The organism is Aneurinibacillus terranovensis DSM 18919 (assembly GCF_000430625.1).
GTDB classification, from domain to species: Bacteria; Bacillota; Bacilli; order Aneurinibacillales; family Aneurinibacillaceae; genus Aneurinibacillus_B; species Aneurinibacillus_B terranovensis.
In genome coordinates this window covers 18,936-45,463 of record NZ_KE387174.1, presented here as the reverse complement: position 1 = coordinate 45,463, position 26,528 = coordinate 18,936, and the positions used below count along the sequence as shown (strand labels likewise).

The window sequence follows — 26,528 nt, the reverse complement described above, 5'->3', positions numbered from 1 at the left end:
GGCACACTCCCGCGAGTTTTTCTCAGGTGACCCATGGAAGGAAAGTATATGTTGCTTTAACACTGTAAAGCAACATATACTTTCCTTAACGGTAAAGAAAACTTGGCTAACGCCAAGCGGGAGGCGCCGGCGATAGCCTTAACTGCATTTATGTAGCTAAGAAAGGCAAGCTTTCTTACCTACTAAAAAAGACCCGTTATCACCGGGCCTTTTTCTTAGAAGCTTAAATCCACTTGTTAATCGTTTTTTCGTATTGTGTCAGTTCGTTTTCTTTAAACCAGAGAGCCACTTCACGTTCAGCGGTTTCCGGTGCATCTGAACCGTGGATTATATTCATTCCCATGCTGATTCCATAATCGCCGCGAATCGTTCCAGGAGCGGCATTTACCGGATTGGTGGCTCCCATCATATTGCGCGAGGTTGTAATCACGTTCTCGCCTTCCCATACCATAGCGAATACCGCGCCTGAAGTAATGAAATCAACGAGTTCGCCAAAGAAAGGCTTTTCTTTATGTTCAGCGTAATGTTCTTCCGCCAATTCACGGGATACGTTCATCAATTTTGCACCGATTAAGTGAAATCCTTTCTTTTCAAAACGGGTGACAATTTCACCGACAAGGTTGCGTTGTACGCCGTCGGGTTTAACCATCAAAAACGTGCGTTGTTTAGCCATAAAGATGATCCTCCATCCGTGTTCACTATGTATTCATGCGATTTCATTCACACAACGAAAATTTTAACAAATCGCACCAGGGATTGCAACTGCTCTATGCCTGTCTTTCCACGATAAACCGGGCAATTTTAAACAGGGCATCCCTATTTTTATTCGCGGGTAATTCATCGAGTGCGGCCATACCGCGGGCAAGGTAGCGCTGTGCCAATTCATAAGCATAGCGGATGCCTTCTCCCTGGCGAATTTCATAAATGGTCTGCTCAAGCGCCCGGTCGTCCGCAAGTAAACCGTCCTGCACCCGGTTTCTTAGGTCGTTCGCCAGGGAACTGTGATGGTACATATACAGCGCGGGCAGGGTAATGTTGCCCTGGCGCAGGTCACTGCCTGCCGGCTTCCCCAGCTTTTTGACATCCCCGGTAAAATCAAGGATATCATCGGTAATTTGATACGCCATCCCCACATTGTATCCATACGTATACAGGCTCCGCACCGCTGCCTCAGTGGCTCCGGCGGCGATTCCTCCCAGCTGGCAGCTGATCGCGATCAAGAGGGCGGTTTTTCGCTTAATACGGCGCAGGTATCGCCGCAAATTCTGATTCCAATTGTTAAAATCACGAATTTGTTCAATTTCTCCGAGAGTCATCTCGACAATGGAGCGGGATAATATCTTATGGATTCGGGGATTGGTCAGCTCGGTCGCAATCATTAAAGCACGGGCAAGAATATAATCGCCGGTATACATGGCAATCCGGTTGTCCCACTGGGCTTTTACCGTCGGTTTCCCGCGTCTGAGATCCGCGTCATCAATGACATCATCATGAACGAGTGTAGCCATATGTATAAGTTCCAGTGAGACCGCTACACTTTTTAACTTTTTTATATCATACGTTCCAAACTGTCCCCCCAGTAATACGAAGACAGGACGAATCCGCTTTCCACCTGCCTTAAGCAGATGGCTGGACGTCTTCGACAGCACTGGTTCTTTCGTGTTTACCGCATTCTCCAGCTCGCGTTCAATATAGTTCATGTCTGACCGGAAAGGAAAAAATATATCTGCTAGTTTCATTGCATCCACCTAATCTACCTTATACTAATTTGCAGCTCGAATTCCATACCTTAACACGCACCAGTGTCGGCAAAAGACCCGCCCCAAGTCTCCGCCGCACATGTAATAAAATCAATGGTACCGGATTTATAATCTCACATCCCCCAGCGGCGAAATAGATCATGCGGCACATCGAGTGTATCGAGCACTTTGCCAACCACAAAATTAATGAGATCATCCATGGTCTGCGGTTTGTGATAGTAACCCGGCATAGCCGGTACGATACGGGCACCAAGCTGCGAGAGGCGAAGCATATTCTCAATCTGAACCGAATGGAGCGGTGTTTCCCGCGGTACAATCACAAGTTTTTTCCCTTCTTTCAGCATCACATCAGCCGTGCGTTCAAGCAAATTGCCCGACGCACCGTGCGCAATGCCTGACAGAGTACCCATTGAACACGGAATCACCACCATCCCATCCGCACGGTACGATCCGCTCGCAACAGGGGCTGTGAAGTCACGCAGCGTATGATAGTGCAATTCACCACCCGCCGGGTTAAAGCGGGTGCGCAGAATCTTCTCACGGTCTGTGGTATCCCATCCTAGTTCTTCATGGAACACCTGCCATCCGGCTTCCGTAATGATGAGGTGGACCTTATAGTCGTGCTTAAGAAGTTCCTGTGTCAGACGAACCCCGTAAATCGCACCGCTTGCACCTGTAATGCCTACAACAATAATCCTTTTCATCTCATCACCAGGTCGATAAACGTAAAGGCAAAAACCAATACGCTAAGCACGCCGTTCATCGTAAAAAAAGCCGTATTCAATTTAGAAAGGTCCGTCGGCTTCACAAGACTGTGTTCATAAATAAGGATAAGAGCTGAAATCAAAATCCCAATGCCAAACCATATTTTTAGGTTGGTTAAAAAATAAAGAACAACAAACCCAATAATTGTAAAAACATGAAACAGACGGGCAAGTTTCAGCGCTCTGGCCACACCAAAATAGCTCGGAATCGAATAAAGTCCGCGCTGCCTGTCAAAGGAAACATCCTGGCACGCATAAATGACATCAAAGCCCGCCGACCAAAAAGCAACCGCAGCAAACAATATCAGACTGATTCCGTCTACTTCCCCTGTAACCGCAACCCATCCGCCAAGCGGGGCCAGCCCCAAGGCAACGCCAAGCACAATATGGCACGCCCACGTAAATCGCTTCGTAAACGAATAAAACACCAGAAAGAAAACGGCAATAGGCAAAAGCTCCATGGTTAAGCGGTTCAGTTGAGATGCAGCTATGAATAGAAGCACGAACGAACCGATAATAAAAAAGACTACTTCTTTCACACTGAGAAGCCCGGCAGGGAGGGCACGCATTTTTGTGCGAGGATTTTCCCCGTCAAACTTCCGGTCAATCAATCGGTTTAATGCCATAGCCGCGCTGCGGGCGCCTACCATGGCGACGATAATCCAGAAAATCTGCCCCCATGAAGGCCAGGTTCCCTTCACAACATAACTTCCAAGAATCGCTCCCATAAAAGCAAACGGCAGCGCAAAAATGGTATGCTCGAATTTAATCATTTCCAGAATAATACGCAACTTCTTCATAAGTTCACCTGCTTTTTAAATCCAATATGCAGGGCCGATACCCCGCCAACGAATAGTTTTGTCTGTACATTCTCAAGTCCGATTTCACGGAAGGTGTCCGCCAGCTGCCGGCTATCAGGGAAGTTGGTAAGAGATTGCGGCAGCCAGGCATATTCGTCGTATTTATTTACAACCAGTTTAGCGACAATCGGTAAAAGACGATAAAAATAAAAATAAAACAGTTTACGATAAGGGATAAACGGAGGCTTGCTCACTTCCAGCGAAACAACCTGTCCACCCGGTTTGACTACGCGCATCATTTCGCGGAGAACCTGCTTATAGTCGGGCACGTTGCGCAATGCGAACCCGATCGTCGCATAATCAAACGAATCATCCGGGTACGGAATTTTCATCGCATCTCCGTTCAATAGTGTAACGTTTTTCATGCCTCTCTGCCGGATTTTGTGTTCACCAATGTCGAGCATGTTCTGGCTAAAATCCAGGCCGACTACCTCGCCTGTCGGGCCAACGGCTTCGCCCAGGCTTACCGTCCAGTCACACGTTCCACAGCATATATCGATAGCTTTCTGACCATGTTTAACGCCCATGCGCTGATTCGTATACTTCCGCCAGGCGTCATGGCGACCGAAGCTAATAACCGAGTTCATACGGTCATAGTCTTTCGCAATCGTTTCAAAGACATTATGTACAAACTCCGCTTTTTCTTCTCCTTGTATCGTGTCTTTCATCCTTATGTTACATCTCCTCTGCCCTTGCATCCAGGTTATCCAAGACAGACGCATAGTCATCAAGCAGATATTTCAGCTCACTTTTCAGTTCTTCACTTCCGAGCAGACCGATTAGCTTGCGGCAATGGTGCAAAGCTTTATGAATGCGGTGAATCAGCATTTTGTACCCGTGGTACGTCCCTTCGTCATGGCTGAGCAGCATCAGGTATGGACCGTGCGGCTGATTCCATTTATACGCGTTATATTCGGTAACCAGCAATTCGATCGTATGCATTTGCATGACAAATTCCATCCACTCAGCCTTTCGATCATCTGCCAGCGATTCGATAAACGACCGGACCAATTCCGATTCAATCCAAACTTTTGCTTTAAGATAGTCTTCTGCCTTGAGATCCCTGCTTTGATACAGAGATATTTTCCGCTCGTTAATTCGCTCGATGCTGTCGGCTAAGCTTCGGATAACAGATACATCTTCCATTTCAGCGAGCAGGAAATAATAAAGGCTGCTAAAATAGTCACCGGCTAAAACCGTAAGCTGCCGTGAACGGATTCCGCTGAGCGTGGTTTCCTTTTCAACACTTACATTGTCATGTGTGTCAAGTCCCAGTTGAATCAGCATGGTTGTCACAATATAGCGTTGAATCGTGTCCTTTGCCAGGCCACACTGGTGTAAGAAAAAGTAAAGAAGGCAAACGCGAAGCGGGGAAATCGCCGGGTTGTCAACGTATTGTATAAGTACGCTGTTTTCGGCATTCCGCTTAATTAAGCCTATAATTTCTGATATTTCTTCTTGAAAATCACTTCTCACAAAATTCATATTTACATCCCCCATAGTTACATACCACTACCGAAAACACACCTATAAAGTATACCATACAAGCGCGTCTACTACATATGATAATTATATATTTATTATCGGGAATTGATAAAGTACAGAATTAATAAGGATGTACGGCATTGGCGCCGACTAGCATTAGTGGCCCTCATACGCTAAAAATAAGCAGGCCACAGCTATTTAAAGAAATGGAAGGTGCCTGCTTATTTTGCCTGGGCTATTCAGATTTTTTGCCGGTGGCTGATAATTCGTCTACGAGGGTGTCAATTTGGCCGCAACTCGTCTGTACAATGGCTTTGCCCCGAATTTTAATCGCTGACGTGTGTTCGGTGAACTGGGCGACCATAATTTCACCTTTGTCAAGTTTTTCTGAATGGTGGAATTTCGTTGCTTCCCCCCGGGTCAAACCAATTACATTCACACCGTTTTCTAAAGCTTTGATAATGATAAATTCTGTTGCTGACATGTTCGGGCGCTCCTCCCTCTATCGAAATCTGTCCGGATTTAACTATCTCGTAAAGAAAACTTGTCTAGCGCCAAGCCATAGGCGCAGGCGCTAGCCTTAGTTGCACTCGTGCGTATAAGAAAGTTATACTTTCTTATACGCTAAAAAGGAAACGCTGTCAACCTTATCGGTACCTCGTATATAAGTTGTACGCGTTCCGGCCTTTTTATGAATGCGTATGTGCAGGCCTTGAGAAAAACTCGCGGGCGTTGCCGCTCGTCCTTTTTCTGCAGGGAAGCGAAACGGCCGCTTAGTGACCGGAAGGTCGGACCGACAAAACATCCGGGTACCTCAATGATGGAGACAATTGTCGGTCTGATCGACCTTCCGGCCACACACTCCACATCGAAAAAGCAACGTTCGGCACACTCCCGCGAGTTTTTCTCAGGTGACCCATGGAGGAAAGTATATGTTGCTTTAACACTGTAAAGCGACATATACTTTCTTTAACGGAAATAAAGAAGCCCTGCACAAAGGTGCACGGCTTCTTCGTCTATTCATGATTAGAATGAATTAAGGAATCACGATATGTACGCCAATCATTGAATATCTTCCTTCAGCGCCTTACCAGGTTTAAAGGCAGGAACTTTACTTGCAGCGATTTCAATTTCTTCCCCTGTCTGTGGATTACGGCCTTTGCGGGCGGCACGCTCACGCACTTCAAAATTCCCGAAGCCGATAAGTTGTACTTTATCGCCTGTTTTTAACGCTTCTGTAATCGCATCAAATACAGCGTCAACCGCTTTGGTCGCATCTTTCTTTGTCAGTTCCGCAACTTCGGAAACTTTGGCGATTAATTCCGTTTTGTTCATTATCCATTCACCTCCTCCCACAGGTTACGCTTTACTTGTTATACGTTGTTAACGATTTACCTAATAAATATACGTAATCTCTACATTTATTGTTTATTGGCTTCTCTACCGGGACAAGCTAATCTTAATATAGAAAACGCAGCAGTTCAAGGGATTTTCTTTCGATTTTCTCTCCGATTTTGCAATTCGGCTGTTTGGAAATAGGAAAAAGGCTTCTGCCCTTGAAGGAGAAGCCCGCGAAATTTGGTTATTTGGATCCACTTTTATAGGATAATGGCAATTAAACCGCCAGATCCTTCATTAATGATGCGCTCTAACGTCTCTTGCAGTTTATATCGTGCATTGTCCGGCATCATAGAAAGTTTAGCCGAGATTCCTTCATTGACAATGGAGTTAAGCGAGCGGCCGAAAATATCAGAATTCCAAATCGAAAGCGGGTTCTCTTCAAAATCCTGCATCAGGTAGCGCACAAGCTCTTCGCTCTGCTTTTCTGTACCAATAATCGGGGCAAACTCGGACTCCACGTCCACCCGAATCATATGAATGGACGGTGCCGTCGCCTTCAGTCTTACTCCAAAACGGGAGCCATGGCGAATGATTTCCGGCTCGTCAAGCTTCATTTCCTCAAGGGAAGGAGGTGCAATGCCGTATCCAGTCTGGCGAACCATCGTGAGCGCACCTGAAATCTTGTCATACTCTTTCTTTGCCATGCTAAATTCCTGCATCAGCTGGAGCAAATGGTCTTTACCGCGTATCTCGACGCCGACGATCTCCACTAGGATACGATCATACAATTCATCATCGGCATACAAATCAATTTCCGCAATTCCCTGGCCCATATTCATATCAGCCAGCGCAGCGCGCTCAATAAATTCATAATCGGCAAAGTAGCCAACGACGCGATCCACATCGCGCAGGCGGCGAATATCTTTCACCGTTTCACCGACCGCTTCTTCAAAATTCTTGCGCAACCAGTGATCGTCATGTAGCACCATCACCCAGGAAGGAAGATTGACGTTTACTTCATGGACCGGGAACTCAAAGAGCACTTCCTTAAGAACAGTGAGCCCTTCCCTTTCATCCAGTGTGTCAACGCTCATGGCAAGAACCGGCACATCGTACTTTTCCTCCAATTCAGCCCGAAGCGCAGCGGTTTCCGGGCGGGCCGGCTGTGTCGAGTTAATGACGATGACAAAGGGTTTTCCGACTTCTTTCAATTCGTTGACAACCCTTTCCTCAGCCTCTTCATACTCATGGCGTGGGATTTCGGCAATGGTTCCATCCGTTGTAATGACAAGCCCAAGGGTGGAATGCTCAGTAATCACCTTGCGCGTGCCGAGTTCTGCCGCTTCCTCAAACGGGACTGGCTCATCATACCACGGAGTCGTAATCATGCGGGGTCCGTTTTCATCCTCATAGCCGCGTGCCCCTTCCACCGCGTAACCAACACAGTCTACCAGCCTCACGTTGATATTTAATCCTTCCGCTACTTTAACTTCAACCGCGGTATTAGGCACGAATTTGGGTTCCGTTGTCATGATGGTACGGCCGGCTGCGCTTTGCGGAAGTTCATCCGTTGCGCGAATTCGGTCTGATTCGTGGGCAATGTTAGGAATGACGATCGTTTCCATAAACCGCTTGATAAATGTTGATTTACCCGTACGCACCGGCCCTACAACACCGATGTAGATGTCGCCGCCCGTACGTTCCGCAATATCTTTGAAAATATCTACGCGTTCCACTTCCATACCTCCTCAAAGAATTCGGTTCCACTTCTTGTACATATAAGGACACTACTAATCTTATGAGGGTTGGCATGAAAATAGACCCCTTTTATAAAGAAAACTTGACTGGTACTTTTCTTTCATACGCACCCTTATACTTCATACTATGTGTGCGTGGACGGGGGTATGCTATCGATTTTCTTTCGCCAGCTGCGGTTCCCCGTTAACGAGATGATACGGGAATGATTTCACCGGGGCGAGCGGGGACGAATCAACAAGAATCGAACGAATATCTTCAGAAGGAGCAATCTTTGTCTTCTGCTTTCTACTCTTTAGCGCGAGATTCACATCAATGCTGTAATCAACACCTACAATACCGCGTTCCGTCATGATCAGCGGAAGCTCCTGGTCGTTGGCCGCGTCATGGACCATGGCGGCAGGCGTCCCCAATTTACTAAAGTCGATGTCGTAATAACCGTCCGCTATTTTTTTCCCGAAAGGAAACCTTTTTTTATCGGCAAAATAGCGTGTCACCTGTTCCTGGACGGTCTGCACCTTCTGTGATACGGTCAAATCTACCAGGCGCACCTCCGGCTTCGTCTCCGCGTTCACGAGAATAAACATATAATTTTCCCCCGCTTCAAACGCTATACCCGGAACATAGGGGATGTATTTCGGTTTGAGTTTGGAAAAGTCAACCGGATAGCGTTCAAATGGCGGTGTGGACGCATCCCTTGTTTCAATCGGGAGCACCTGCGTATCTTTTTGAAAACTATCGACGGCATCTTGCACCATTTTAATCTGCTGCAGAGGCGGGACCGAGTTCTCAACGAGCTGATCCCGCGGGTACGAGCAGGCGGATATGAACAGAAAGGACAACAGTGCGAAAATAATAGAACAAGCTCTTTTTTTATTTGCATCATCCATGTACGATTACTCTCCTTGCTTCTGGCTGCGTAGTTGGGCTCGGATGTAGGCTTTCAAGGGGCTCTCCGGCACCTCTACTTTGACCGTTCCCTGCACCAGCGTCTGGCACGCCAGCCGCATGCCGCTTGCAAGGTTGTCATCCCCCAGCATTCTTCTTTCCACTTCTTTCGGCTGCGATACACAGCTATCCGGTGAAATGAATACTTTACACATGGTGCATGAACCGTTGCCGCCGCAGCGCTGTGAGACGACGACGCGCCCCTTCGAAGCGGCGCGCAGTACCGTTTCTCCGAGGCGTACCTCCACGCGTTTTTCCTGTGGACTAAAAGTAATGATTGGCATGAAAAATACAACTCCTGTGGCTTATTAGAACGTGACAAGTACGGCAAGCATTAAAACAAAAGCAACCAGCAAGCCCACGTAGGCCACGGTCGAAAGCGCAAAACGAAACGGTTTGACGGTTATTTTACGGGCCTGTGTAATCGCAAAATTAGAAGCGAACATGACCCCTATTGCGCTAAGCGCATAAAACATTTTCTCCATTGTACCCCTCTTTATCTCCCGCCATAATCGAACTGAATATGCTCACATTATAGCATTAGAAAAACGTGCAAAAAAGAGGGGACACGAGCTGAATCGAACCAAGTAGGGAACATGCGCATAGACTGGAAAGAACGCTCGACAGGAGAGGAGTATGCCGAATGAACGCCCGACGAACGAGAAATCCTTACGGCGCAAGAACAAAACCAAAAAGTAAAACAGGAAAAACCGGCCGTACGACGCAAACACCATCTTCCAAGAAAATACCGGTGGTCCAACAGCCGCAACTCCTTGAACTAAAGGAAGAGAAACCAGCAAAAAAAGACGCCGCGGCCATGCCGGACTGGCTAAAAAACCTCCCGCAGCTGTGGACGAAGTCACCGAAAGAGATACGAAAATCCATTGTTAATGTTCAAGAGTGGTCAAGCCAGATGCGCTCGACCATGGCCGAAATGGAGACGACACTCAACACATTGAACAATATGTTCGGCATGTATGAGCGCTGGTCGGCCAACCAGGCAAAAAACAAAACAAGCGGAGATAAAACACCCCTTTCCCTTTCCAAAATGTTGAATTCGATCGACTTCCGTCAAATTTTAACCGTATTGAATTCTCCGCTCGTTCAAGCGTTTATGGAACTGAGTGGAGAACAAGCCGGAGAGCATTCAGAAGAAGCCGTGGAAACAACGGTGGAGGAAAACAAAGAAGGATAACGCATCCGTTATCCTTCTTTGTTGTGCACCCTGCTTTGTACATGAGAGCGAGTTAGTTTGAGAACCCACTACTACAGTATGTGACCGGGAATATGCTTGTAACACGGTATAACGCCTATTTTGTTTTACATTTTTAGCAGGTTGCTAAGTGTGCTCAAATCGCCGTTTTGCAGTCCCTGGTTATTAATGTAATCAATAATGCGATCTTCTTTGTCTTGGTCCAGAGCAACTCCAGCCATAACAGCCAGCTGCCGCACCAGGTTACGCACCTTTTCTTCATCGGCAAAATCCTCTTTTTTCACACTTCCCGCCAGTGATTCAAGCAATGACATATCAAAGTTTTTCCCCTGCAGCTTATCTAACAATATCTTAGGTATTTTCGCCATCCCGACATCCCCTCTCCTGTAAATGTACACCTACAATATATGAGGGGACAGGAAAAACGTGCCGATTAATGAATCTACTCCTTATGATTAAAGTATGCGAGAGCTACTTCTTCCATTTCGTGTTTCCGCATGCGCCCCATCAGGTCACCCACCGCTTCGCGCGGCGCTTTTCCTTGAAACAGCACACGGTATAGTTCCCGTGTGATTGGCATCTCCACATTAACCTTTTCAGAGAGATGAAAGACCGCTTTTGTTGTTTTAATTCCTTCCACAACCATTCCCATTTTTTGCAGAATTTCTTCCGTAGTCAGACCCTGCGCAATCATATTGCCTGCTCGCCAGTTGCGGCTGTGGTGGCTTGTGGCGGTTACAACGAGGTCGCCAATACCTGCCAGACCGGAAAAGGTAAGGGGATTGGCGCCCAGAACGATGCCGATGCGTCCAATTTCCGCTAGACCCCGCGTCAACAGTGCCGCCTTCGCGTTGTCGCCAAACTGAAGACCGTCGCTGAGCCCTGCCCCGAGGGCGATGATATTCTTCAAAGCTCCGCCAATTTCCACACCAATCACGTCCGGGTTGGTGTAAACGCGAAAACGCCCGGTTATTAACCAATCCTGAACCTGCTCGGCAATCGCCATTGATTCCGAAGCGACCACTACCGTTGTCGGTGATTTAAGCCCTACCTCTTCCGCGTGGCTTGGCCCCGATAACACGGCAATGCGGGCTCGCAAACATTCGGGAACTTCTTCCCGGATAATTTCGCTCATCCGTTTTAACGAACTGATTTCCATTCCCTTTGTTGCATGGGTAATAATGGCATCCTCACGTAAATAGGGGACGAGCCGGCGAACCGTTTCTCTCATGGCATGCGACGGAACGACAAGCAGAATCAATGATTTATCCCGCACCACTCGTTCCAGCGAAGAATCACTTACAATATTTTCGGACAAAAGCACACCCGGCAGATACTGGTTGTTATAATGTGATTCATTTATTTCCTGTGCAAGAGTTTCACGGCGAGCCCACAGATCAACCCGGGGGAAATTCTCCGCAAGCACGGTAGCCAGTGCCGTTCCCCAGCTTCCAGCACCCACAACGGCTACACGGTCCTTTGACTCTACCATATGATCTCCCCCTTTTTTATTTTCCTATTTTTCTCTCTTTGCCCTGAAGGAGCCGCATAATATTCTCATAATGACGGACATAACCGAGTATCGTTATGAGTAAGGTTCCGATTATATAAGGGGCCGGGTTGTTCCATATGTACATCATAATAGGCATAAGCGTAACGAATACAAGTGAGCCAAGCGAAACATAGCGGGTCAGCGCGATAATAACGACTGTTACAATAACTGAAAGCAAAGCCGGTATGGGGGCAAGGGCAAGCAACATTCCAATCGTTGTCGCGACGCCTTTCCCTCCGTGAAATTTAAAGAAAACAGGCCAGTTATGCCCAATGATAGAGGCGACCCCTGCCAGCACGACGACCCAGTTACCTGCGCCGAATATGTGTGCGATCCAGACTGCGGCGGCCCCCTTGGCGGCATCGAGCAGGAGAACGAGGATGGCCGGACCTTTACCGAGCACTCTGAGTGTATTGGTCGCACCCGCATTGCCGCTTCCATAGTCGCGGATATCAATATTGCGGATTCGCTTGGCAACAACAATGCTAAAACTTATCGACCCCAACAAATAACCAACTAAAATGATAAGTACACCCATCGGTTTCTCTTCTCTCCCTATTCTGATTTATTACGGGCCAATATGCGTATCGGAGTTCCTTCAAACGGGAACGCTTCTCTAATTTTGTTTTCCAGATAACGCTGGTATGAAAAATGAAGCAATTCCGTATCGTTGACGAACAAAACAAACGTAGGCGGCTTGACCGCTACTTGGGTAGTGTAATTAATGCGCAGACGGCGTCCCTTATCTGAGGGCGGCGGTGTTACTGTCGTCGCTTCCTGAATCAAATCGTTAAGGATTGACGTTGAAATCCGCATCGAATGCTGCTCGGCCACCTCGGCTACTTTCGGAAGAAGCTGATGCACGCGCTGTTTGGTTTTCGCGGAAACGAACAAAATCGGCGCGTATGATAAATATTTAAATTCTTCCCGGATTTCATCCGTAAAGCGCTTCATCGTTTTATCGTCTTTTTCTACCGCGTCCCATTTATTGACGACGATAATCACTCCGCGGCCCGCTTCGTGCGCGTAGCCGGCAACTTTCTTATCCTGCTCGATAATGCCCTGTTCCCCGTCCAGAACGACCAGCACCACATCGGAGCGCTCCATTGCCCTGAGTGCGCGCATGACGCTGTATTTCTCCGTCGATTCATACACCTTGCCGCGCTTGCGCATGCCGGCGGTATCGATGAGCACATACTTCTGTTCGCCGACAGTGAAAGGGGTATCGATCGCATCCCGCGTTGTACCCGCAATATCACTGACGATAACACGTTCCTCGCCCAGTATCGCGTTGACAAGCGATGATTTACCCACATTCGGTCGGCCAATCAACGATACGCGAATGACATCTTCATCGTATTCATCCTCCTGATATGCCGGAAAATGTTTAACCACCTCGTCCAGCAAATCACCTATTCCGATGGCATGTGCACCGGAAACCGGATAAGGTTCGCCGAAACCAAGCGAATAAAACTCGTAAATATCATTTAAGCGATTCGGATTGTCGATCTTATTGACCGCAAGAACGACCGGTTTCCCCGAACGGAACAGCATTTTCGCCACTTCCTGGTCTTGATCGGTGATCCCTACCGTTCCATCTACAATAAAAATAATGACATCAGCTTCATCAACGGCAAGCTCTGCCTGTTGCCGGATAGAATCGAGCAGAATATCGTGGTCACCAAAATCAATTCCACCCGTATCAATGAGGTGGAACCGGTGTTCCAGCCATTCACCCATGCTATACAGACGGTCACGCGTAACCCCCGGGACATTTTCAACAATGGCCAGACGTTGTCCTACAATGCGGTTAAAAATTGTCGACTTCCCCACATTCGGGCGGCCGACAATTGCTACTACTGGATATGCCATACTAAATTTTACCTCTCTTATTAGACGTCCTATTTATCATAAAATGAAACAGTAAGACAAGCAAGAAAAACAAATGTACTTTATACTTGCTGTCCATTCAATGCTTCACAATGATAAGCGTATCTGTTGTTACCTCGTGCGCCGTACCGTCGAGAATTTTCTCAAGCGTGAAGGCAATCCCCTGCATTTCCTCTTCCGAAGCGGCGTGAAAAATCGGTGCCCCTCCGCCCACGTTTCCGGAAGCCATCGTAATGACGGCCAGAATATAGCTTTGAAGTGATTCGGACATTGCTTTCGCTCCTCTTTGTTTCCTATCTTCCTGCCGTTTTGTCTGCTTCACCCGGCAAACGAATCGCGCTATCAAGCACGAGAACTCTCTGCAGTACCCTCTTAATTTTGTCCGCATCCTTTTGTTGCGGCAGCAGCAAAAGGCCGATTCTTCCATCATTCATATCTCTTTTTGCAAGGGGGACGAGCGCAGGTTCCCCGGAATCGCGGTAGACTCCAAATACGGCGGAAATATCGTGCAGCATCGCCTGGCGTTGACCGAGGTTCGCAACGGTGACAATGCTGTTAAAGTTTTTTGGCTTCACGATCATTCCTATGCCCCGCTCCGCAATAAGTTTTCGGTCTGCTTTGAGGCCGATGTTCATGATATAAATCGTGTCAACGTATACATTAGGCCCCTCTATCCGCACAGAAGCCTCTTCAATGTCGGCAATATCGGCCAATTCCTTCCCCGTCATTTTCCGTTTATCAATTACAAGCGTCACAAGCGCGGCGGCCACCGCCCAAATCATGCCGAGCTCGATTGCAACGAGTGTGGTTACGATAGACGTAAACATCACAAGATAATTTCTCCCTTCAAACGCCTGTGCAATTCCTTCGATATAGGAGGCGCCGCGCGGCACGAGTTCCATTGAATCCAGCTGCTGCAGGCTATTGCGCTCCATATTCCGCACATCGCGGAATTGCTGGGCCGCCAAGCCAAGAAACGTGACAGCCGCCCAGTTGGAAGACAGAATCGACGGAATCGCCACCGCGCCAATACTTGCCGCCATAAATCCAAGCGTAATATGAATAATGCGACCCTGCGGATACGTAGGGTACTGCCGGTAATCGGTACGCATCATCATCAGGCGGGCAATCGTGCCGAATGTCACGCCGAGCACGACGGGAATTGTATAATCGTGCATTTTTTATCTCCCTTTTCGCAGGAGCAACTTACGCGGATTAGTCAACCGTGTCAGAATAACGGAAGTAAATTGTTTTCCGACCGTTGAAACCAGGAGGGAAAGCAATAGTACATCTATGAAAGATAAGTCGCCGACAGTCACTTCCCCCGCCTGACTGTACAGCCAGACCGAATCAAAGATTTCCATCATACACAGGCCAAGCCCTGTCATGATAAAGGTGTGTGATATATCGTACGCAAGAAAAAATGTGATCACAAGCGACGCAACAGCAACAAAATACGGCTGCGCCATAAATTGCAGGACAGGGTCAAGCTGCAGTACATAGCGCAGGAGGAACAGGCTGACGCCTACAAGCATAGCTGACGGGAAGAGATAGAGTCTAACCTCGTAACCCTCCCGCCCCCAAAACATCATAAACAGGCCGAGCCATAGAATGTAGCCCAGGCTTACGGATACGCCTGATGTGAAAGGAATGGCGCAGCTGCTCAGCAGGCAGCCAACCGGCAGCGCGAACAGAAACAGAGCTGGTTTGATGCAGAGCGACCGGAAAACAGGTTGTAAACTGCCCATCCAATACAGCACATAAATAATAAATAAACAAAGCAAGGATAAATAGCCAGGATTCATGCGTTGTAAACTCCTTTATGATTGTTCTTTCTGCTCCTTACCTAGTATGGCCAAAAAAAGAGACTTTCCTAACCGTTTTTCGCGTGTTAGAAAAGTCCTTTCCCGCCTGTCATTGCGGTTTCGTTATCCCGTTCTGTCCGGCAAAAAGGCGGCTGTCGATGCCGCGCTGCTTCGCCCAATGATACGTTTCCCCCGTTATCACCAGGGGGATACGCTGCAATGCAGCCAAGGAAGTCGCTCCGAGGGCGCACATAATCATCGATAGCTGCTCATGCAGCGTGCAGATATATGTATAGGCCCCGTCTATGTTTTCATTCGCCGCGAATTGGAGAAAAGGCCCGGCCATTCCCACGCCATTGGCACCGAGGGCAAGACTGCGCGCCACGTCCATAGCCGTTCGAATGCCGCCCGTGGCGATAATATCAAACCGGCCGCCCGACCTGCCTGAACCTCTGGCATCCACGGTTTCAAGCAGGCTGGCTGCCGTCGAGATACCCCAATCGTTCAGAATATCGTAAGGGGAATCGCGCCGCTCATTCTCAATACTGGCAAAATTCGTTCCTCCACGGCCGCCTACATCAATGGCGGCCACGCCGCATTCTGCGAGACGAAGCGCCGTTTCCCGCGAAATCCCAAACCCGACTTCTTTTACGATCACGGGCACAGCCACCGCCTGTACGATCGCTTGAATGCGTTTTGCCGCACCGGTAAAATCGCGCTCACCTTCAGGCATAATCAATTCCTGCATCACATTCAAATGAATCTGCAACCCGTTGGCCTCAATCATGTCAACCGCTTGCTTTGCCATATCCGGGGTCGCTTCTGCCCCAAGATTAGCCAGCACAATTCCATCAGGATTCTCGCTTCTTACAACGTGATAGCTGTGGGCCAATGCCGGATTTTTCACGGCCGCCATCTGTGAGCCGACGGCGATCGCCAGCCCGGCTCTCCGGGCAATCATTCCTAATGCCCGATTAATCCTGACGGCTTCCTCTGCGCCGCCTGTCATTGCATTTATAACAATCGGCGAACTCAGGGTGAGTCCGCCGATGGTCGTAGCATATGATACATCTGAGAGGGCCAGGTCAGGCAGCGCATCATGAACAAACTTCACATCGTATAAACCATGCTGTCCGGATTGGCCGGAAGACAGCGCAAGGTCGATGTGCTCCTTTTTCCGTGAAATTCTGGACATGTCGCTTCCTCTTATTATTGTTTTAATTTTTTTGCTAAATCTCCGAACAAATCGCCGAGCGTAACACCCATTCCGCCGTTGTCATCGGACGAATAAGTGGTTGTCGTTTCTTTTTTCGATTCTTTCTTAGGCTGCTTCTCGCCGCCTTCTACTTCGCGTATGCTAAGGCTCATGCGCTCCTCATCAACGTTAATATCCAGGATTTTAACCTGTACTTCTTCGCCCTCCTTCAATACTTCACCAGGCGTTGCAATGTGGCGGTTTGCAATTTGAGAAATGTGGACAAGCCCTTCCACACCGGGAGCTACTTCAACAAAAGCACCGAAGCTGACAAGCCGCTTCACAACCCCTTTAACGATCTCGCCGGCTTTAAAGTCTTTTGCAGCTTGTTCCCATGGGCCGGGCTGTGCCGCTTTAATGCTTAAGCTAATGCGTTCATTGTCCTTATCCACTTTAAGGACTTTCACGTTGACTTTATCGCCTTCTTTTAACACATCAGACGGCTTATCAACATGCTGATGTGCAATCTCCGAAATGTGAACCAGACCATCCACACCGCCGACATCCACGAACGCGCCAAAATCTGTCAGGCGTTGAACCGTTCCTTCAATAACGGAACCGACTTCCAGATTGTCCAAGATACCTTGTTTTTGCTTGTTCGCTTCATCTTCCAGGACTGCCCGATGGGAAAGAATCACTTTGTTCTTTTCTTCATCCAGTTCGATTACCTTAACCGAGAGCGTCTTTCCCTTGTAGTCGGAGAAATCTTCAACAAAGTGCCGTTCAACATGAGAAGCCGGAATAAAGCCGCGCACGCCAAGGTCTACCACAAGGCCGCCTTTTACACTATCGGCAATAACAGCTTCAAATACTTCACCGGATTCGAATTTACCTTTCAGTTTCACCCATGCCTTATCCGCGTCAACAGCACGCTTCGAGACAATTAATTCGTCTTTCTCTTCTTCAAGACGAATTGCTTTTACGGTAATTTGCTGGCCTTCGGAGAGAACATCGCCCACTTTTTCGATATGCAGGCTTGACACTTCACTTATTGGCAGGATTGCGTCCGATTTGAACCCGACATCGATTAGTGCCTGTTTCTCATCAACTTTCGTGACAGTTCCGGTAAGTTCATCGCCAACCTGAACTTCCTTGCCAGTCATTTCATTTTGATTTTCTTCTACCATAGACCATACCTCCTCTGAAATAAAAGCCATTCAAACACTAAATACGTCGGCAAAATGCAACCGGTATTTATGTAAGTAGCAACGTAATTTATATAAGCTTATCAAAGAGTGCGGGAAGAATGCTAGTGTGAAACACGTGATTTGTTCCTTTTCACCTGAAAACTTCGATAAGCAGGCTAACGAGTCAGTCTTACATTGAAAAGCAGGCAGTGTTACGTAGTTTGCAACTATTTATATAATTTCATACAGGCATGCTGTCTTTCACGGGCGTTCACTTAAACATCGTCGTTCAATGCTGAAGTTTTTTTATTTCCTGCATAATAATTTCTGCTGCACTGTCTGTGCGCTCTGCGCTACTTTTACCCACTACCAAATCATTTAAATCGACAGGCCGCCCATAAATAATGGTGATGGGCCGAAATAAGCGATAAGGTCCTTTAATGAACACCGGAACAATTCGCACCTTTGTTTTTAGTGCAATCATCGCGGCACCGGGCAGCGCTTTGCCGGGTTTCCCGGTTTTACTTCGGGAGCCTTCCGGAAAAATACCAAGCACCTTGCCCTCCTCGACGATTTCGAGCGACCTGCGAATCGCCTGCCGGTCTCCTGCTCCGCGTTTTATGGGAAAAGACCCGAATGCCCGGACAAGCCGCCCAACGATAGGAACCTTAAAGATCTCTTCTTTGGCCATAAAGTGAACCTGCCGTTCAATCCCGGACCCGAGCAGCATAGGATCCCAGTTGCTGATGTGGTTGCAGCAAAGTACAATGCCTTCTTCTTGCGGAACATTCTCGCGTCCGATGACGTTCCAACGATAGAAAACAATGAAAATAAAACGAAAAAAAGAACGGAACAAACGATAAACAACCATGTTATGCCCGCTCCTTCATTTCGTGGTATAGCGCAACAATACGGTCAACCACCTGATCTATCGTCAGCCCTGTTGAATCGAACAGGATCGCGTCCTCCGCCTGCTTAAGCGGTGCGATTTCACGCTGTGAATCCTTTCGGTCCCTCTCTGCGATATCCAGTCCCAATTGGGACTGGTTGGCGCGAATCCCACGTTCAAGTAGTTCCTGATACCTTCGGCGAGCGCGTTCTTCATGGGAAGCTGTAAGAAATACTTTCAGATCGGCATTGGGAAGCACGTTCGTTCCAATGTCCCGTCCATCCATGACAACCGATTTCTTTTCTGCCATATTACGCTGTAGTTCCACCATCCTTTCCCGTATGGAAGGATAAGCGGCAACAAGTGAAACATGGTTTGTGACTTCCGTCGTCCGAATTTCACGCGTGACATCCCTGCCGTTTACGTAAACCGTTTGTCCGTTTTCTCCGGACATAAGCTCGATTTGAATGTCATCGAGTAATCGCCGTAGCTGATGTTCTTCCGTAAGCGGGCACCCGCGTGTCAGTGCTATGTAAGTAAGGGCGCGATACATGGCTCCCGTATCTATATAAAGAAGATGCAGCCGTTTCGCCACCTGCTGCGCTACTGTACTTTTTCCGGCCCCTGCCGGTCCATCAATTGCAATATTCACTTGCGACATCCCACCCTAAATATAACACCATTTTTAGCTCGTTGTGTTTTTTGTATATGAAAAAAAGCAGGAGTGCCTGCTTCTATGACTAGGTATTCTATTCAAGAAATTTTTAAAGATAACCAGTGGCACACTCACGGATAGCGGGCAAATTCCTATTCAATTACCTAAATAGTATCATAGCGCTTATGACGATGCAACGCCTTCAAGCCTTACCGTATCGGATGACCATTGGCGAAACGCATCATTCGTAAGCAGAAGCTGGCTGGCAAAAAGGGTGAGGAAGCCGCCGATGATGCAAATGATTAGCATCTTTTCCACTGTGGATGAAAATCGCGAAAATCGCTCTTCGTAGTCGATAAACTGTTTTTTCATAGTATGTAGTACCTCCATACTTGCATCAAACTATTCGACGCCTTTTTGACGTAAAAAGCGCTGGCGTTCAAAACCATACAGGATTATTTTTTGCCGTTCCGGCTCCTGGATTTCCTTGAACTTTAGAGAGATCGATTGCGGCAGCCCGGATTCCCGCGGGAGATCAATACGGACGACTTCACCGGTAAAACAGGCATGCTGAATTCCGCCCTGTATCGGCAGTGTAATCCAGCAGGAAAACAAGTCGCCTGTTTTCAGTTTAATCGACTCTTCACAGAGAAAAGAAAGTCCCCCGCCGCTGATGTCAACCGTTCGGGCCAGGAAATGTATAGCACTTTCGTTTACACGTTTGAGCGCGATTTCGAGTGCGGCGGGCACGCGAAGATAGTTGCGTCGTTGCGTGCGCGCAATGGTGCCCACTGGCTGTTGAATGACGAGCAGGGGGATATTGTCGTTTTTTCGCCCGGTCACGATCGTCGTAAATTCGTACTTTGAACCATCATCACTAAAATACCATAAATGGATTTTTGCCTTCACCGGAATAAAAGCGCTTCTCCCCGTCTGTTCATTTGTTGGAATTTCAATGGCGAACTCATCATCTGTCATATCGGCTACCCGAGACTTATACACCCTTTTGCTTTCTTCTTCATTTAACGTTTGCAATTGAAAACGAACCATTTGTCCTATTTTTGGCAACATAACCGTCTCTCCCATTGATTAACATCTCTCTCATTATAATACGTTTTACGTTGTTGCACCTTTAATTTTTTCGACTTTTTCTTCATCCCCGGTCAGCGCATTGATAAAAATGCGATAATGTTCCTGCCCAATCGACCCGTAAAATTCATACGTATAGACTTCATCCCCCCGGTCATTCTCAATAATTGCTTTATTTAGATCATTTACTCTAAAGGCGGGGTTTAGCCTTTTTCGGGCCTGAACCATGGTGAGTTTGGCCTGCGGAATCTTGCGTGAGTGATGGTTTAGCAAATACGGCTCGCTTTGGAACCCCGTGATTTCCCCGTTATCAAGGGCTACCTTAACAGTCACAGTATCCGGATGCACGCGTACGTCTCCCTGTTTATATATGTATGTGAACACACCGAGGCCACCATATTCTGAATAAGAAAGGGTATCCATCGAATCGTAATTATGCGCTTTAAGGTAGGCATCTGCCCGAGTGTGAGCTTCCCGCAGCGATAATTTCGGTGCACTTACGTCCCGCTCATCCATGAGCCAGACAACGTGCCCCCCCCGCTTAGCCACATCCACATTAATCGGAACTGCAGAACCTTTTCTTACCATTCGAACGCTATATGATTCATATTCCGTCCCTTTGCCGTTGGGCACCGCTGCCGCCTCTGCAAGCTGGTTAGCCGGAATTTTTACGAAATCAGCAGCGCGCTGTTTTGCCTGTTCGGCCGTTACAGGCATGCCTTTCATCGCCTGAGCTTTAATTGTTCGTGAACGGTTGAGGCTGCCGATACCGGCGCCGAAGTCAACGTCCCTGTATCCCTGAACATTCTTATCAACCATCCGCAGGCCATCAATAATCGAATTATCAACCGGCTTGTCTTCCGTAGCGAGAGCGGATTCTACGTCCATCCACCGCAGATGCTTTTGAATGATGGCCGTCTGAACCTTCTGCAGTTCAGTATGTATGTCTTTCGAGTGCTGATACAGTGTCTGCAGTGTTTTGTATTCTTTCGGTGTCAGCGGGTTTTTGTCCAGGTCGCGCACAGCGGTTTGGTAACTAAAATCGGCCACATTAGAGAGAAACTCCTCTGTTTTATTGAACGGCATGAGCGTCAACGGCAATTGTCCTACATCGTGCTGTGCAGAATAGGCCAACCGCCAAACATTGGTAAGACTCGGCGTTAGCTGGCGGCGTGAATTTACAGCTATCGTCTTGCCAAGCTCATCCTGCAATTTCCCAACATGATAGTTGAGATTGTGAAAAGAATTTTGATACTGGTTCTCTGCTTTAATCAGAACTGAATTTTTCTCCTGATTCTCTTGATATCCCCACACACCCAATCCAATTCCCCCAATAGCAAGAATAGGCATTAATATACCGGATATCTTTCCATACATACTACCACTCCTTATTTATGAGGACTTCTTATGGAGTAGTGTGAGACAATACTAGTAAGATTATGCAATATGAATAAAGAAAAGCCGGGTATGGTTAACCCAGCCGTTCCGTGAAAATGTGAAATTTGCTTTCATTGTTGCAGATGCACTGCTTAAAACCTGTCTCAATTTCACCGGTTTTTAATCGGTTGCCGCGCAGAATGTAACGCTCTCCGCATTGGTTGCAGTAAACCGTCACCTTATATCGCTCTTTATTTTTCATGTTTTTCTATACCTCCTCTTAGTCATATTTTCGACCGAAAGTATAGGAAATAGACATTCGTAATGCTTCCTGGCTGCGATCCAGCGCAATGAACCAAAGAAAAATCATAAATGGTACAATAAGCCATAGAAGCACCGTGTGGTCTGCGTTTAAAATATAGTCGTACATTCCGTGCAAAAGCACCGGGATGCACAGGCTGAGCGCCAGGTACAAAAAGCGGTTGGATGAAGCGGATGAGAATTTCGCCTTCCCCATGTAGTATCCCATGAGAACACCGAACAAGCCATGGCTCGAAACCGGCAGCAGCGCACGATAAAATGCGGCAGACAATCCATGCTGCAGTAAATAGAAAAAGTTCTCAATCGTGGCAAAACCGAGTGACCCCGCTGCGGAGTAAACAATGCCATCATACGGTTCATCAAACTCAACACGCCTGTATACGGTATAATAAATCATGAGCCATTTGAACAGTTCTTCAAGCAAACCCGACAGCACAAAGGATTCCAAAAACTTATCGAAATGCACTTCCTCTTGAAAGCCATATTGGACAACCATCACGGGAAGCACAATGAGAATACCGTATAGAAAGCATTTCATCACCAGGTGCAGGGGCTCAATTTCGTATTTATCTTTTAAGTAAAAATAACTGAGAATAGCTATACCAGGGGCTAAAGCCGCTCCCAAGGTCGATAACATAATGGATGCTCTCCCTTTATTTTCGTTGCTTTTATGGTACCATGGAATGGGTGAGAGGGGAATAAATATCTGGAGGTAAATGATGAAAAACAGAGAGGATCAAGACAAAATCATCATTATTAATACTGGCGGAACAATCGCCATGGAAACCGATGAAGAAACGGACTCCGTCAGGCCGGGGCAGAAACAGCCTTTACATACGATCGAACCTACATTAGCGCAGTATACCCGTTTTGAAATGGTCGATTTGTTTAATATCCCCAGCCCGCATATGACCCTGGAGAGGATGTATACACTCGGACGCACGATTATGGAGTACGCGTCTCAAGCCAATGTGTCCGGCTTTGTCATCACACATGGGACCGATACACTGGAGGAAACGGCTTATTTTCTTGACTTGACTCTCCAAACAGATAAACCGGTGGTTGTCACGGGGGCCATGCGCTCAAGCAATGAACTCGGCGCGGACGGCCCCGTCAATCTGGTGCAGTCGGTACGCGTAGCAAGTGATGCAGCAAGCCGGAGGCGCGGGGTGCTGGTTGTATTCAACGATGAAATTCACGCGGCCCGCTTTGTGACAAAGACTCATACAAGTAATATTGCTACGTTTCAATCGCCGCAGCACGGACCGGTTGGCATGCTTACAAAAAAGAATGTAGCGTATAACCAGCCACCGTCCCGTTCGCAGCGCTATACCATTTCACGTGTCAAGCGCAATGTTCCGCTCATTAAAATGGTCACCGGCATGGAAGAAGCGTGGCTTGCGTTCCTGCTGGAACAGAAAATTGACGGTCTCGTCGTTGAAGCGTTCGGGGCCGGGAATGTGCCCCCCGCCGCACTGCCGGTATTGCGCGAACTCACTGCAAGAGGCGTGCCCATCGTCATCGTATCGCGCTGCTATAACGGGTATGTCCAGGATTTATACGGTTACGAAGGCGGCGGAAAACAGTTGAAAAAAATGGGGTGCCTGTTCTGCAACGGATTAATCGGGCAAAAAGCCCGGATTAAGCTTATCGTTGCACTGGAAGCAGGGATTCCCGCCCATCTGCTTCAAGCCGAGTTTTAGGCTGGTCGAACGTAAAACTTTTTCCAATTGATTATTTTCTCCAGTTGTGAAGTTTCTCCTGCACCAACTGATCATAGCGGAACAAAAATCTAGATGGATAGGAAAGATGTGTGCGCTAGGTTACGCTTAACGGGAAGCGAAGACTGGCCGTTTTCCCACTGCGTATGGCCCGGCTTACAAAAATCTTGGAGGAAGTGTGCTTTTTTCCGCTACTCAGTGCTTCTCTGGAGCTTGGAGGTGTTTTTAGGCCCGACTGCCTTCATCACTGAGTTACCCAGATGTTTCGGGCCGCCTCCAAGCGGAAGAGGAGCACGGACGGTCTACGCTTGTTCGATCCGCCGCGCAATTTCGTCGGCAATCAGCCCCCCGTGGAGCCGTCCGTTTTCGATAAAAATCACATTGGCATTGTTGCCGGCTGCGATGACTCCGGCGATAAACAGTCCCTGCACATTCGTTTCCATCGTTTCCTCATTGTAGACAGGTTCACCTGTTTCCCCGTTAATCTCCACCCCCAATGACCGCAGCAGTTTATGGTCCGGATGATAACCGGTGAGCGCAAGAACCCGGTCGTTTTCAATGGTGATCTCCTGTCCTTCTCTATTTAAGGTTATCGTTTTTTCATCGATACGTACCACATTCGTATTCCACATCGCCTGAATCCGCTCTTTTCGCAGCAATGATTCAAAAACCGGCCGAACCCACGCTTTGATCGACGATGAGAAATCTCCCCGTCGGTAGATCCATGTAACCTGGCCACCCGCCCGTTCAATCTCTATCGCAGCTTCCACAGCATTATTCGAACCCCCTATAATCGCTACTTTTTGTCCGTAATAGATGTGGGCTTCTTTGTAGTAATGGTTTACCTTTTCCAGTTCTTCCCCCGGCACATTCATTAGGTTCGGATTGTCAAAGTAACCGGTCGCCGCTACCACATTTTTCGCACGGTATGTCTGGTATTCCCCACCACTTGTTTTTCCGTTATGTTTAACCGTTTGGACGGAAAAACCGCCAGCCTCTTGCTCAATTTTTACCACTTCTTCATACGTATGTATACGAAGGGCAGAACGGCTGGCCACCTCCCGATAATATACTAACGCTTCCTCACGCGTCGGCTTCTCTCCAGACACAATAAAAGGAACGTCTACTATTTCAAGAAGTTCAGGCGTACTAAAAAACCTCATATTCAGCGGATATCCGTATATCGAATGAACGATGGATCCTTTTTCAATCACGAGAGGGTCTATCCCTCTTTTTTTAAATTCCCCTGCCGCGGAAAGCCCGCATGGGCCTGCCCCGATAATAATCACGTCCTCCATAACCGTATCCCTCCTGTTTCAAAAACTTGACTAACACCAAAGAAAAAATCCTCCACTTTATATCGTAGAGGATTTTTTCATGAATATCAATGAAAGTGACCGCGCCGGTTTATACCCAACCGCGGAAACGGCTGGCTTCGGCCATTTTCCGTACACCCACCATGTAAGCGGCAAGGCGCATATTTACGCCGCGTGACACGTGTGTATTATACACATTGTTAAATGCGCGAACGAGCATTTCACGCAGCCGTGAATCGACTTCTTCTTCCGACCAATAATATCCCTGATTGTTCTGCACCCATTCGAAGTAAGAAACCGTTACCCCGCCTGAACTTGCCAGAACATCCGGCACCAGCAGGATATCGCGCTCGGTAAGAATTTTTGTAGCTTCAAGCGTTGTCGGCCCGTTGGCCGCTTCCACGACAATGCGCGCCTTAATGTTGTGAGCGTTCGAAGCTGTAATCTGATTTTCAATGGCAGCCGGTACGAGAATATCACAATCCAGTTCGAGCAATTCTTTATTGGTAATCGTATTGGTAAATAATTTCGTAACCGTCCCGAATGAATCACGTCTATCCAGCAAATATTCGATGTCGAGCCCGGCTTCATCATGCAGCGCGCCATATGCATCCGAAATTGCAACCACCTTGGCACCTGCTTCGTGCATGAATTTTGCCAGGAAGCTGCCCGCGTTTCCAAAGCCCTGAACGACCACACGGGCCCCTTGCAATTCAATCCCTTTTTTCTTTGCTGCTTCTTCGATCATAATTGTAACGCCTTTAGCGGTAGCTGTTTCACGTCCGGCAGAACCACCAAGTACAATCGGTTTTCCTGTAATAAAACCTGGTGAATCATGTTCACGGATCCGGCTATATTCATCCATCATCCAGGCCATAATCTGCGAGTTAGTGAACACGTCAGGCGCAGGGATGTCTTTCGTAGGCCCAACAATTTGGCTGACCGCACGAACATAGCCGCGGCTTAATGCTTCCAGTTCACGGAAAGACATTTCCCGCGGGTCACAAATAATACCGCCCTTTCCGCCACCATATGGAAGATCCACAATCCCACATTTTAGACTCATCCAAATTGACAACGCTTTCACTTCGTCCTCCGTAACATCCGGATGGAAGCGAACACCGCCTTTTGTTGGTCCAACCGCGTCATTATGCTGTGCGCGGTATCCAGTAAAAATTTTTGTCTCTCCATTGTCCATTCGGATGGGAATCCGTACGGTAAACATCCGCATAGGCTCTTTTAAGAGTTCATTCATTACAGGCGGGTATCCCATCTTGGTCAATGCTTCTTCAATGACTGTCTGCGTTGATTGTAAAACATTTAAATTTTCCTGCTGTGCTGCCTTCCCATTGGCAGTTGAATCGGTTACAACTTGTTCTCCCATGTTTTACCACCTCGAAATTTT

General features: G+C 47.7%; 34 protein-coding genes. 4 read left to right on the top strand and 30 right to left on the bottom strand.

The window, feature by feature from the left end; all coding sequences use genetic code 11:
• Positions 1-223: 223 nt before the first annotated feature.
• The 7 genes from ndk to mtrB all read right to left on the bottom strand — a co-directional run bounded on the left by ndk (position 224) and on the right by mtrB (position 5,353).
• Positions 224-673, bottom strand: coding sequence for a nucleoside-diphosphate kinase (ndk, locus tag H525_RS0119060; RefSeq protein WP_035102028.1), 450 nt, complete (start codon positions 671-673; stop codon positions 224-226).
• Between the two features lie 94 nt (positions 674-767).
• Positions 768-1,739: a heptaprenyl diphosphate synthase component II gene (gene hepT, locus H525_RS0119055; RefSeq protein WP_027417488.1), complete on the bottom strand. Its 972-nt coding sequence runs from the start codon at positions 1,737-1,739 to the stop codon at positions 768-770.
• Between the two features lie 134 nt (positions 1,740-1,873).
• Positions 1,874-2,464 (bottom strand): UbiX family flavin prenyltransferase, encoded by a 591-nt coding sequence (locus tag H525_RS0119050; RefSeq protein ID WP_027417487.1) that lies wholly within the window; start codon positions 2,462-2,464, stop codon positions 1,874-1,876.
• Entirely contained in the window at positions 2,461-3,324 is an 864-nt protein-coding gene (locus H525_RS0119045) for a UbiA-like polyprenyltransferase (RefSeq protein ID WP_035102027.1), read from the bottom strand. The genes H525_RS0119050 and H525_RS0119045 overlap by 4 nt, the downstream gene beginning before the upstream one ends.
• The gene (locus H525_RS0119040; protein ID WP_027417485.1) at positions 3,321-4,052 is read right to left on the bottom strand and encodes a demethylmenaquinone methyltransferase; all 732 of its coding nucleotides are present in this window, start codon (positions 4,050-4,052) and stop codon (positions 3,321-3,323) included. Before H525_RS0119040 ends, H525_RS0119045 begins: the two co-directional genes overlap by 4 nt.
• 7 nt (positions 4,053-4,059) lie before the next feature.
• Complete coding sequence (locus H525_RS25830) at positions 4,060-4,869, bottom strand: heptaprenyl diphosphate synthase component 1 (protein ID WP_051331170.1); 810 nt, start codon at positions 4,867-4,869, stop codon at positions 4,060-4,062.
• A gap of 235 nt (positions 4,870-5,104) precedes the next feature.
• Positions 5,105-5,353, bottom strand: coding sequence for a trp RNA-binding attenuation protein MtrB (gene mtrB / locus H525_RS0119030; protein WP_027417484.1), 249 nt, complete (start codon positions 5,351-5,353; stop codon positions 5,105-5,107).
• Between the two features lie 228 nt (positions 5,354-5,581).
• Between mtrB and H525_RS27630 the strand changes: the two genes are divergently transcribed.
• Entirely contained in the window at positions 5,582-5,821 is a 240-nt protein-coding gene (locus H525_RS27630) for a hypothetical protein (protein ID WP_155837448.1), read from the top strand.
• A 110-nt stretch (positions 5,822-5,931) separates the two neighbouring features.
• Here H525_RS27630 and H525_RS0119025 read toward each other — a convergent pair whose 3' ends face one another.
• From H525_RS0119025 to H525_RS0119010, 4 genes are all read right to left on the bottom strand, one after another.
• Complete coding sequence (locus H525_RS0119025; protein WP_027417483.1) at positions 5,932-6,204, bottom strand: HU family DNA-binding protein; 273 nt, start codon at positions 6,202-6,204, stop codon at positions 5,932-5,934.
• 263 nt (positions 6,205-6,467) lie between these two features.
• Positions 6,468-7,946: a stage IV sporulation protein A gene (gene spoIVA / locus H525_RS0119020; RefSeq protein ID WP_027417482.1), complete on the bottom strand. Its 1,479-nt coding sequence runs from the start codon at positions 7,944-7,946 to the stop codon at positions 6,468-6,470.
• A gap of 171 nt (positions 7,947-8,117) precedes the next feature.
• A complete protein-coding gene (locus tag H525_RS0119015; protein WP_027417481.1) occupies positions 8,118-8,855 on the bottom strand; it encodes a hypothetical protein in 738 nt (245 codons plus the stop codon).
• A gap of 6 nt (positions 8,856-8,861) precedes the next feature.
• Positions 8,862-9,134 carry a 2Fe-2S iron-sulfur cluster-binding protein gene (locus H525_RS0119010; RefSeq protein ID WP_425387756.1) on the bottom strand — a complete coding sequence of 91 codons (273 nt, stop codon included), beginning with the start codon at positions 9,132-9,134 and terminating at the stop codon, positions 8,862-8,864.
• On the opposite strand from H525_RS0119010, the gene H525_RS29750 reads away from it, so the two are divergent.
• On the top strand, positions 9,067-9,225 hold the full coding sequence (locus tag H525_RS29750; RefSeq protein ID WP_425387757.1) for a hypothetical protein: 159 nt from the start codon (positions 9,067-9,069) through the stop codon (positions 9,223-9,225). The two genes, H525_RS0119010 and H525_RS29750, sit on opposite strands and share 68 nt — an antisense overlap.
• On the opposite strand, the gene H525_RS26715 is transcribed toward H525_RS29750, so the two are convergent.
• Positions 9,222-9,398, bottom strand: coding sequence for a DUF2768 family protein (locus tag H525_RS26715; RefSeq protein WP_081413508.1), 177 nt, complete (start codon positions 9,396-9,398; stop codon positions 9,222-9,224). The two genes, H525_RS29750 and H525_RS26715, sit on opposite strands and share 4 nt — an antisense overlap.
• Positions 9,399-9,556: 158 nt before the next feature.
• On the opposite strand from H525_RS26715, the gene H525_RS0119000 reads away from it, so the two are divergent.
• Positions 9,557-10,108, top strand: coding sequence for a hypothetical protein (locus tag H525_RS0119000; RefSeq protein WP_027417478.1), 552 nt, complete (start codon positions 9,557-9,559; stop codon positions 10,106-10,108).
• A 125-nt stretch (positions 10,109-10,233) separates the two neighbouring features.
• On the opposite strand, the gene H525_RS0118995 is transcribed toward H525_RS0119000, so the two are convergent.
• The 16 genes from H525_RS0118995 to prsW form a co-directional block, all read right to left on the bottom strand.
• On the bottom strand, positions 10,234-10,494 hold the full coding sequence (locus H525_RS0118995; RefSeq protein WP_027417477.1) for a stage VI sporulation protein F: 261 nt from the start codon (positions 10,492-10,494) through the stop codon (positions 10,234-10,236).
• Between the two features lie 74 nt (positions 10,495-10,568).
• On the bottom strand, positions 10,569-11,618 hold the full coding sequence (locus H525_RS0118990; protein WP_027417476.1) for an NAD(P)H-dependent glycerol-3-phosphate dehydrogenase: 1,050 nt from the start codon (positions 11,616-11,618) through the stop codon (positions 10,569-10,571).
• 16 nt (positions 11,619-11,634) lie between these two features.
• A complete protein-coding gene (gene plsY, locus H525_RS0118985) occupies positions 11,635-12,216 on the bottom strand; it encodes a glycerol-3-phosphate 1-O-acyltransferase PlsY (protein ID WP_027417475.1) in 582 nt (193 codons plus the stop codon).
• A 17-nt stretch (positions 12,217-12,233) separates the two neighbouring features.
• Positions 12,234-13,550: a ribosome biogenesis GTPase Der gene (der, locus tag H525_RS0118980; RefSeq protein WP_027417474.1), complete on the bottom strand. Its 1,317-nt coding sequence runs from the start codon at positions 13,548-13,550 to the stop codon at positions 12,234-12,236.
• A 97-nt stretch (positions 13,551-13,647) separates the two neighbouring features.
• Positions 13,648-13,839, bottom strand: coding sequence for a capping complex subunit for YIEGIA (locus H525_RS24840; RefSeq protein ID WP_035102024.1), 192 nt, complete (start codon positions 13,837-13,839; stop codon positions 13,648-13,650).
• Positions 13,840-13,861: 22 nt separating this feature from the next.
• On the bottom strand, positions 13,862-14,746 hold the full coding sequence (locus H525_RS0118970; RefSeq protein WP_027417473.1) for a YIEGIA family protein: 885 nt from the start codon (positions 14,744-14,746) through the stop codon (positions 13,862-13,864).
• Between the two features lie 3 nt (positions 14,747-14,749).
• Positions 14,750-15,373, bottom strand: a complete 624-nt coding sequence (locus H525_RS0118965; RefSeq protein ID WP_027417472.1) for a YphA family membrane protein — start codon at positions 15,371-15,373, stop codon at positions 14,750-14,752.
• A gap of 109 nt (positions 15,374-15,482) precedes the next feature.
• Positions 15,483-16,568 (bottom strand): type 2 isopentenyl-diphosphate Delta-isomerase, encoded by a 1,086-nt coding sequence (gene fni / locus H525_RS0118960; protein ID WP_027417471.1) that lies wholly within the window; start codon positions 16,566-16,568, stop codon positions 15,483-15,485.
• A gap of 14 nt (positions 16,569-16,582) precedes the next feature.
• A complete protein-coding gene (rpsA, locus tag H525_RS0118955; RefSeq protein ID WP_027417470.1) occupies positions 16,583-17,755 on the bottom strand; it encodes a 30S ribosomal protein S1 in 1,173 nt (390 codons plus the stop codon).
• 289 nt (positions 17,756-18,044) lie between these two features.
• Positions 18,045-18,626 carry a lysophospholipid acyltransferase family protein gene (locus H525_RS0118950; RefSeq protein ID WP_027417469.1) on the bottom strand — a complete coding sequence of 194 codons (582 nt, stop codon included), beginning with the start codon at positions 18,624-18,626 and terminating at the stop codon, positions 18,045-18,047.
• 1 nt (position 18,627) lies between these two features.
• Complete coding sequence (gene cmk, locus H525_RS0118945) at positions 18,628-19,305, bottom strand: (d)CMP kinase (RefSeq protein WP_081413507.1); 678 nt, start codon at positions 19,303-19,305, stop codon at positions 18,628-18,630.
• Between the two features lie 177 nt (positions 19,306-19,482).
• Positions 19,483-19,671 carry a hypothetical protein gene (locus H525_RS0118940; protein WP_027417467.1) on the bottom strand — a complete coding sequence of 63 codons (189 nt, stop codon included), beginning with the start codon at positions 19,669-19,671 and terminating at the stop codon, positions 19,483-19,485.
• A 30-nt stretch (positions 19,672-19,701) separates the two neighbouring features.
• Positions 19,702-20,370, bottom strand: a complete 669-nt coding sequence (locus H525_RS0118935) for a flagellar brake protein (protein WP_027417466.1) — start codon at positions 20,368-20,370, stop codon at positions 19,702-19,704.
• A 45-nt stretch (positions 20,371-20,415) separates the two neighbouring features.
• Positions 20,416-21,765 carry a germination protein YpeB gene (gene ypeB, locus H525_RS0118930; RefSeq protein ID WP_027417465.1) on the bottom strand — a complete coding sequence of 450 codons (1,350 nt, stop codon included), beginning with the start codon at positions 21,763-21,765 and terminating at the stop codon, positions 20,416-20,418.
• 94 nt (positions 21,766-21,859) lie between these two features.
• Positions 21,860-22,027, bottom strand: a complete 168-nt coding sequence (locus tag H525_RS27935) for a hypothetical protein (RefSeq protein WP_169728847.1) — start codon at positions 22,025-22,027, stop codon at positions 21,860-21,862.
• Between the two features lie 18 nt (positions 22,028-22,045).
• Positions 22,046-22,723 (bottom strand): glutamic-type intramembrane protease PrsW, encoded by a 678-nt coding sequence (prsW, locus tag H525_RS0118920; RefSeq protein ID WP_027417464.1) that lies wholly within the window; start codon positions 22,721-22,723, stop codon positions 22,046-22,048.
• A gap of 82 nt (positions 22,724-22,805) precedes the next feature.
• Between prsW and H525_RS0118915 the strand changes: the two genes are divergently transcribed.
• Positions 22,806-23,789, top strand: coding sequence for an asparaginase (locus H525_RS0118915; protein WP_027417463.1), 984 nt, complete (start codon positions 22,806-22,808; stop codon positions 23,787-23,789).
• A 320-nt stretch (positions 23,790-24,109) separates the two neighbouring features.
• On the opposite strand, the gene H525_RS0118910 is transcribed toward H525_RS0118915, so the two are convergent.
• Positions 24,110-25,105: a YpdA family putative bacillithiol disulfide reductase gene (locus H525_RS0118910; protein WP_027417462.1), complete on the bottom strand. Its 996-nt coding sequence runs from the start codon at positions 25,103-25,105 to the stop codon at positions 24,110-24,112.
• A gap of 109 nt (positions 25,106-25,214) precedes the next feature.
• On the bottom strand, positions 25,215-26,507 hold the full coding sequence (locus H525_RS0118905; protein ID WP_027417461.1) for a Glu/Leu/Phe/Val family dehydrogenase: 1,293 nt from the start codon (positions 26,505-26,507) through the stop codon (positions 25,215-25,217).
• Positions 26,508-26,528: the final 21 nt, after the last annotated feature.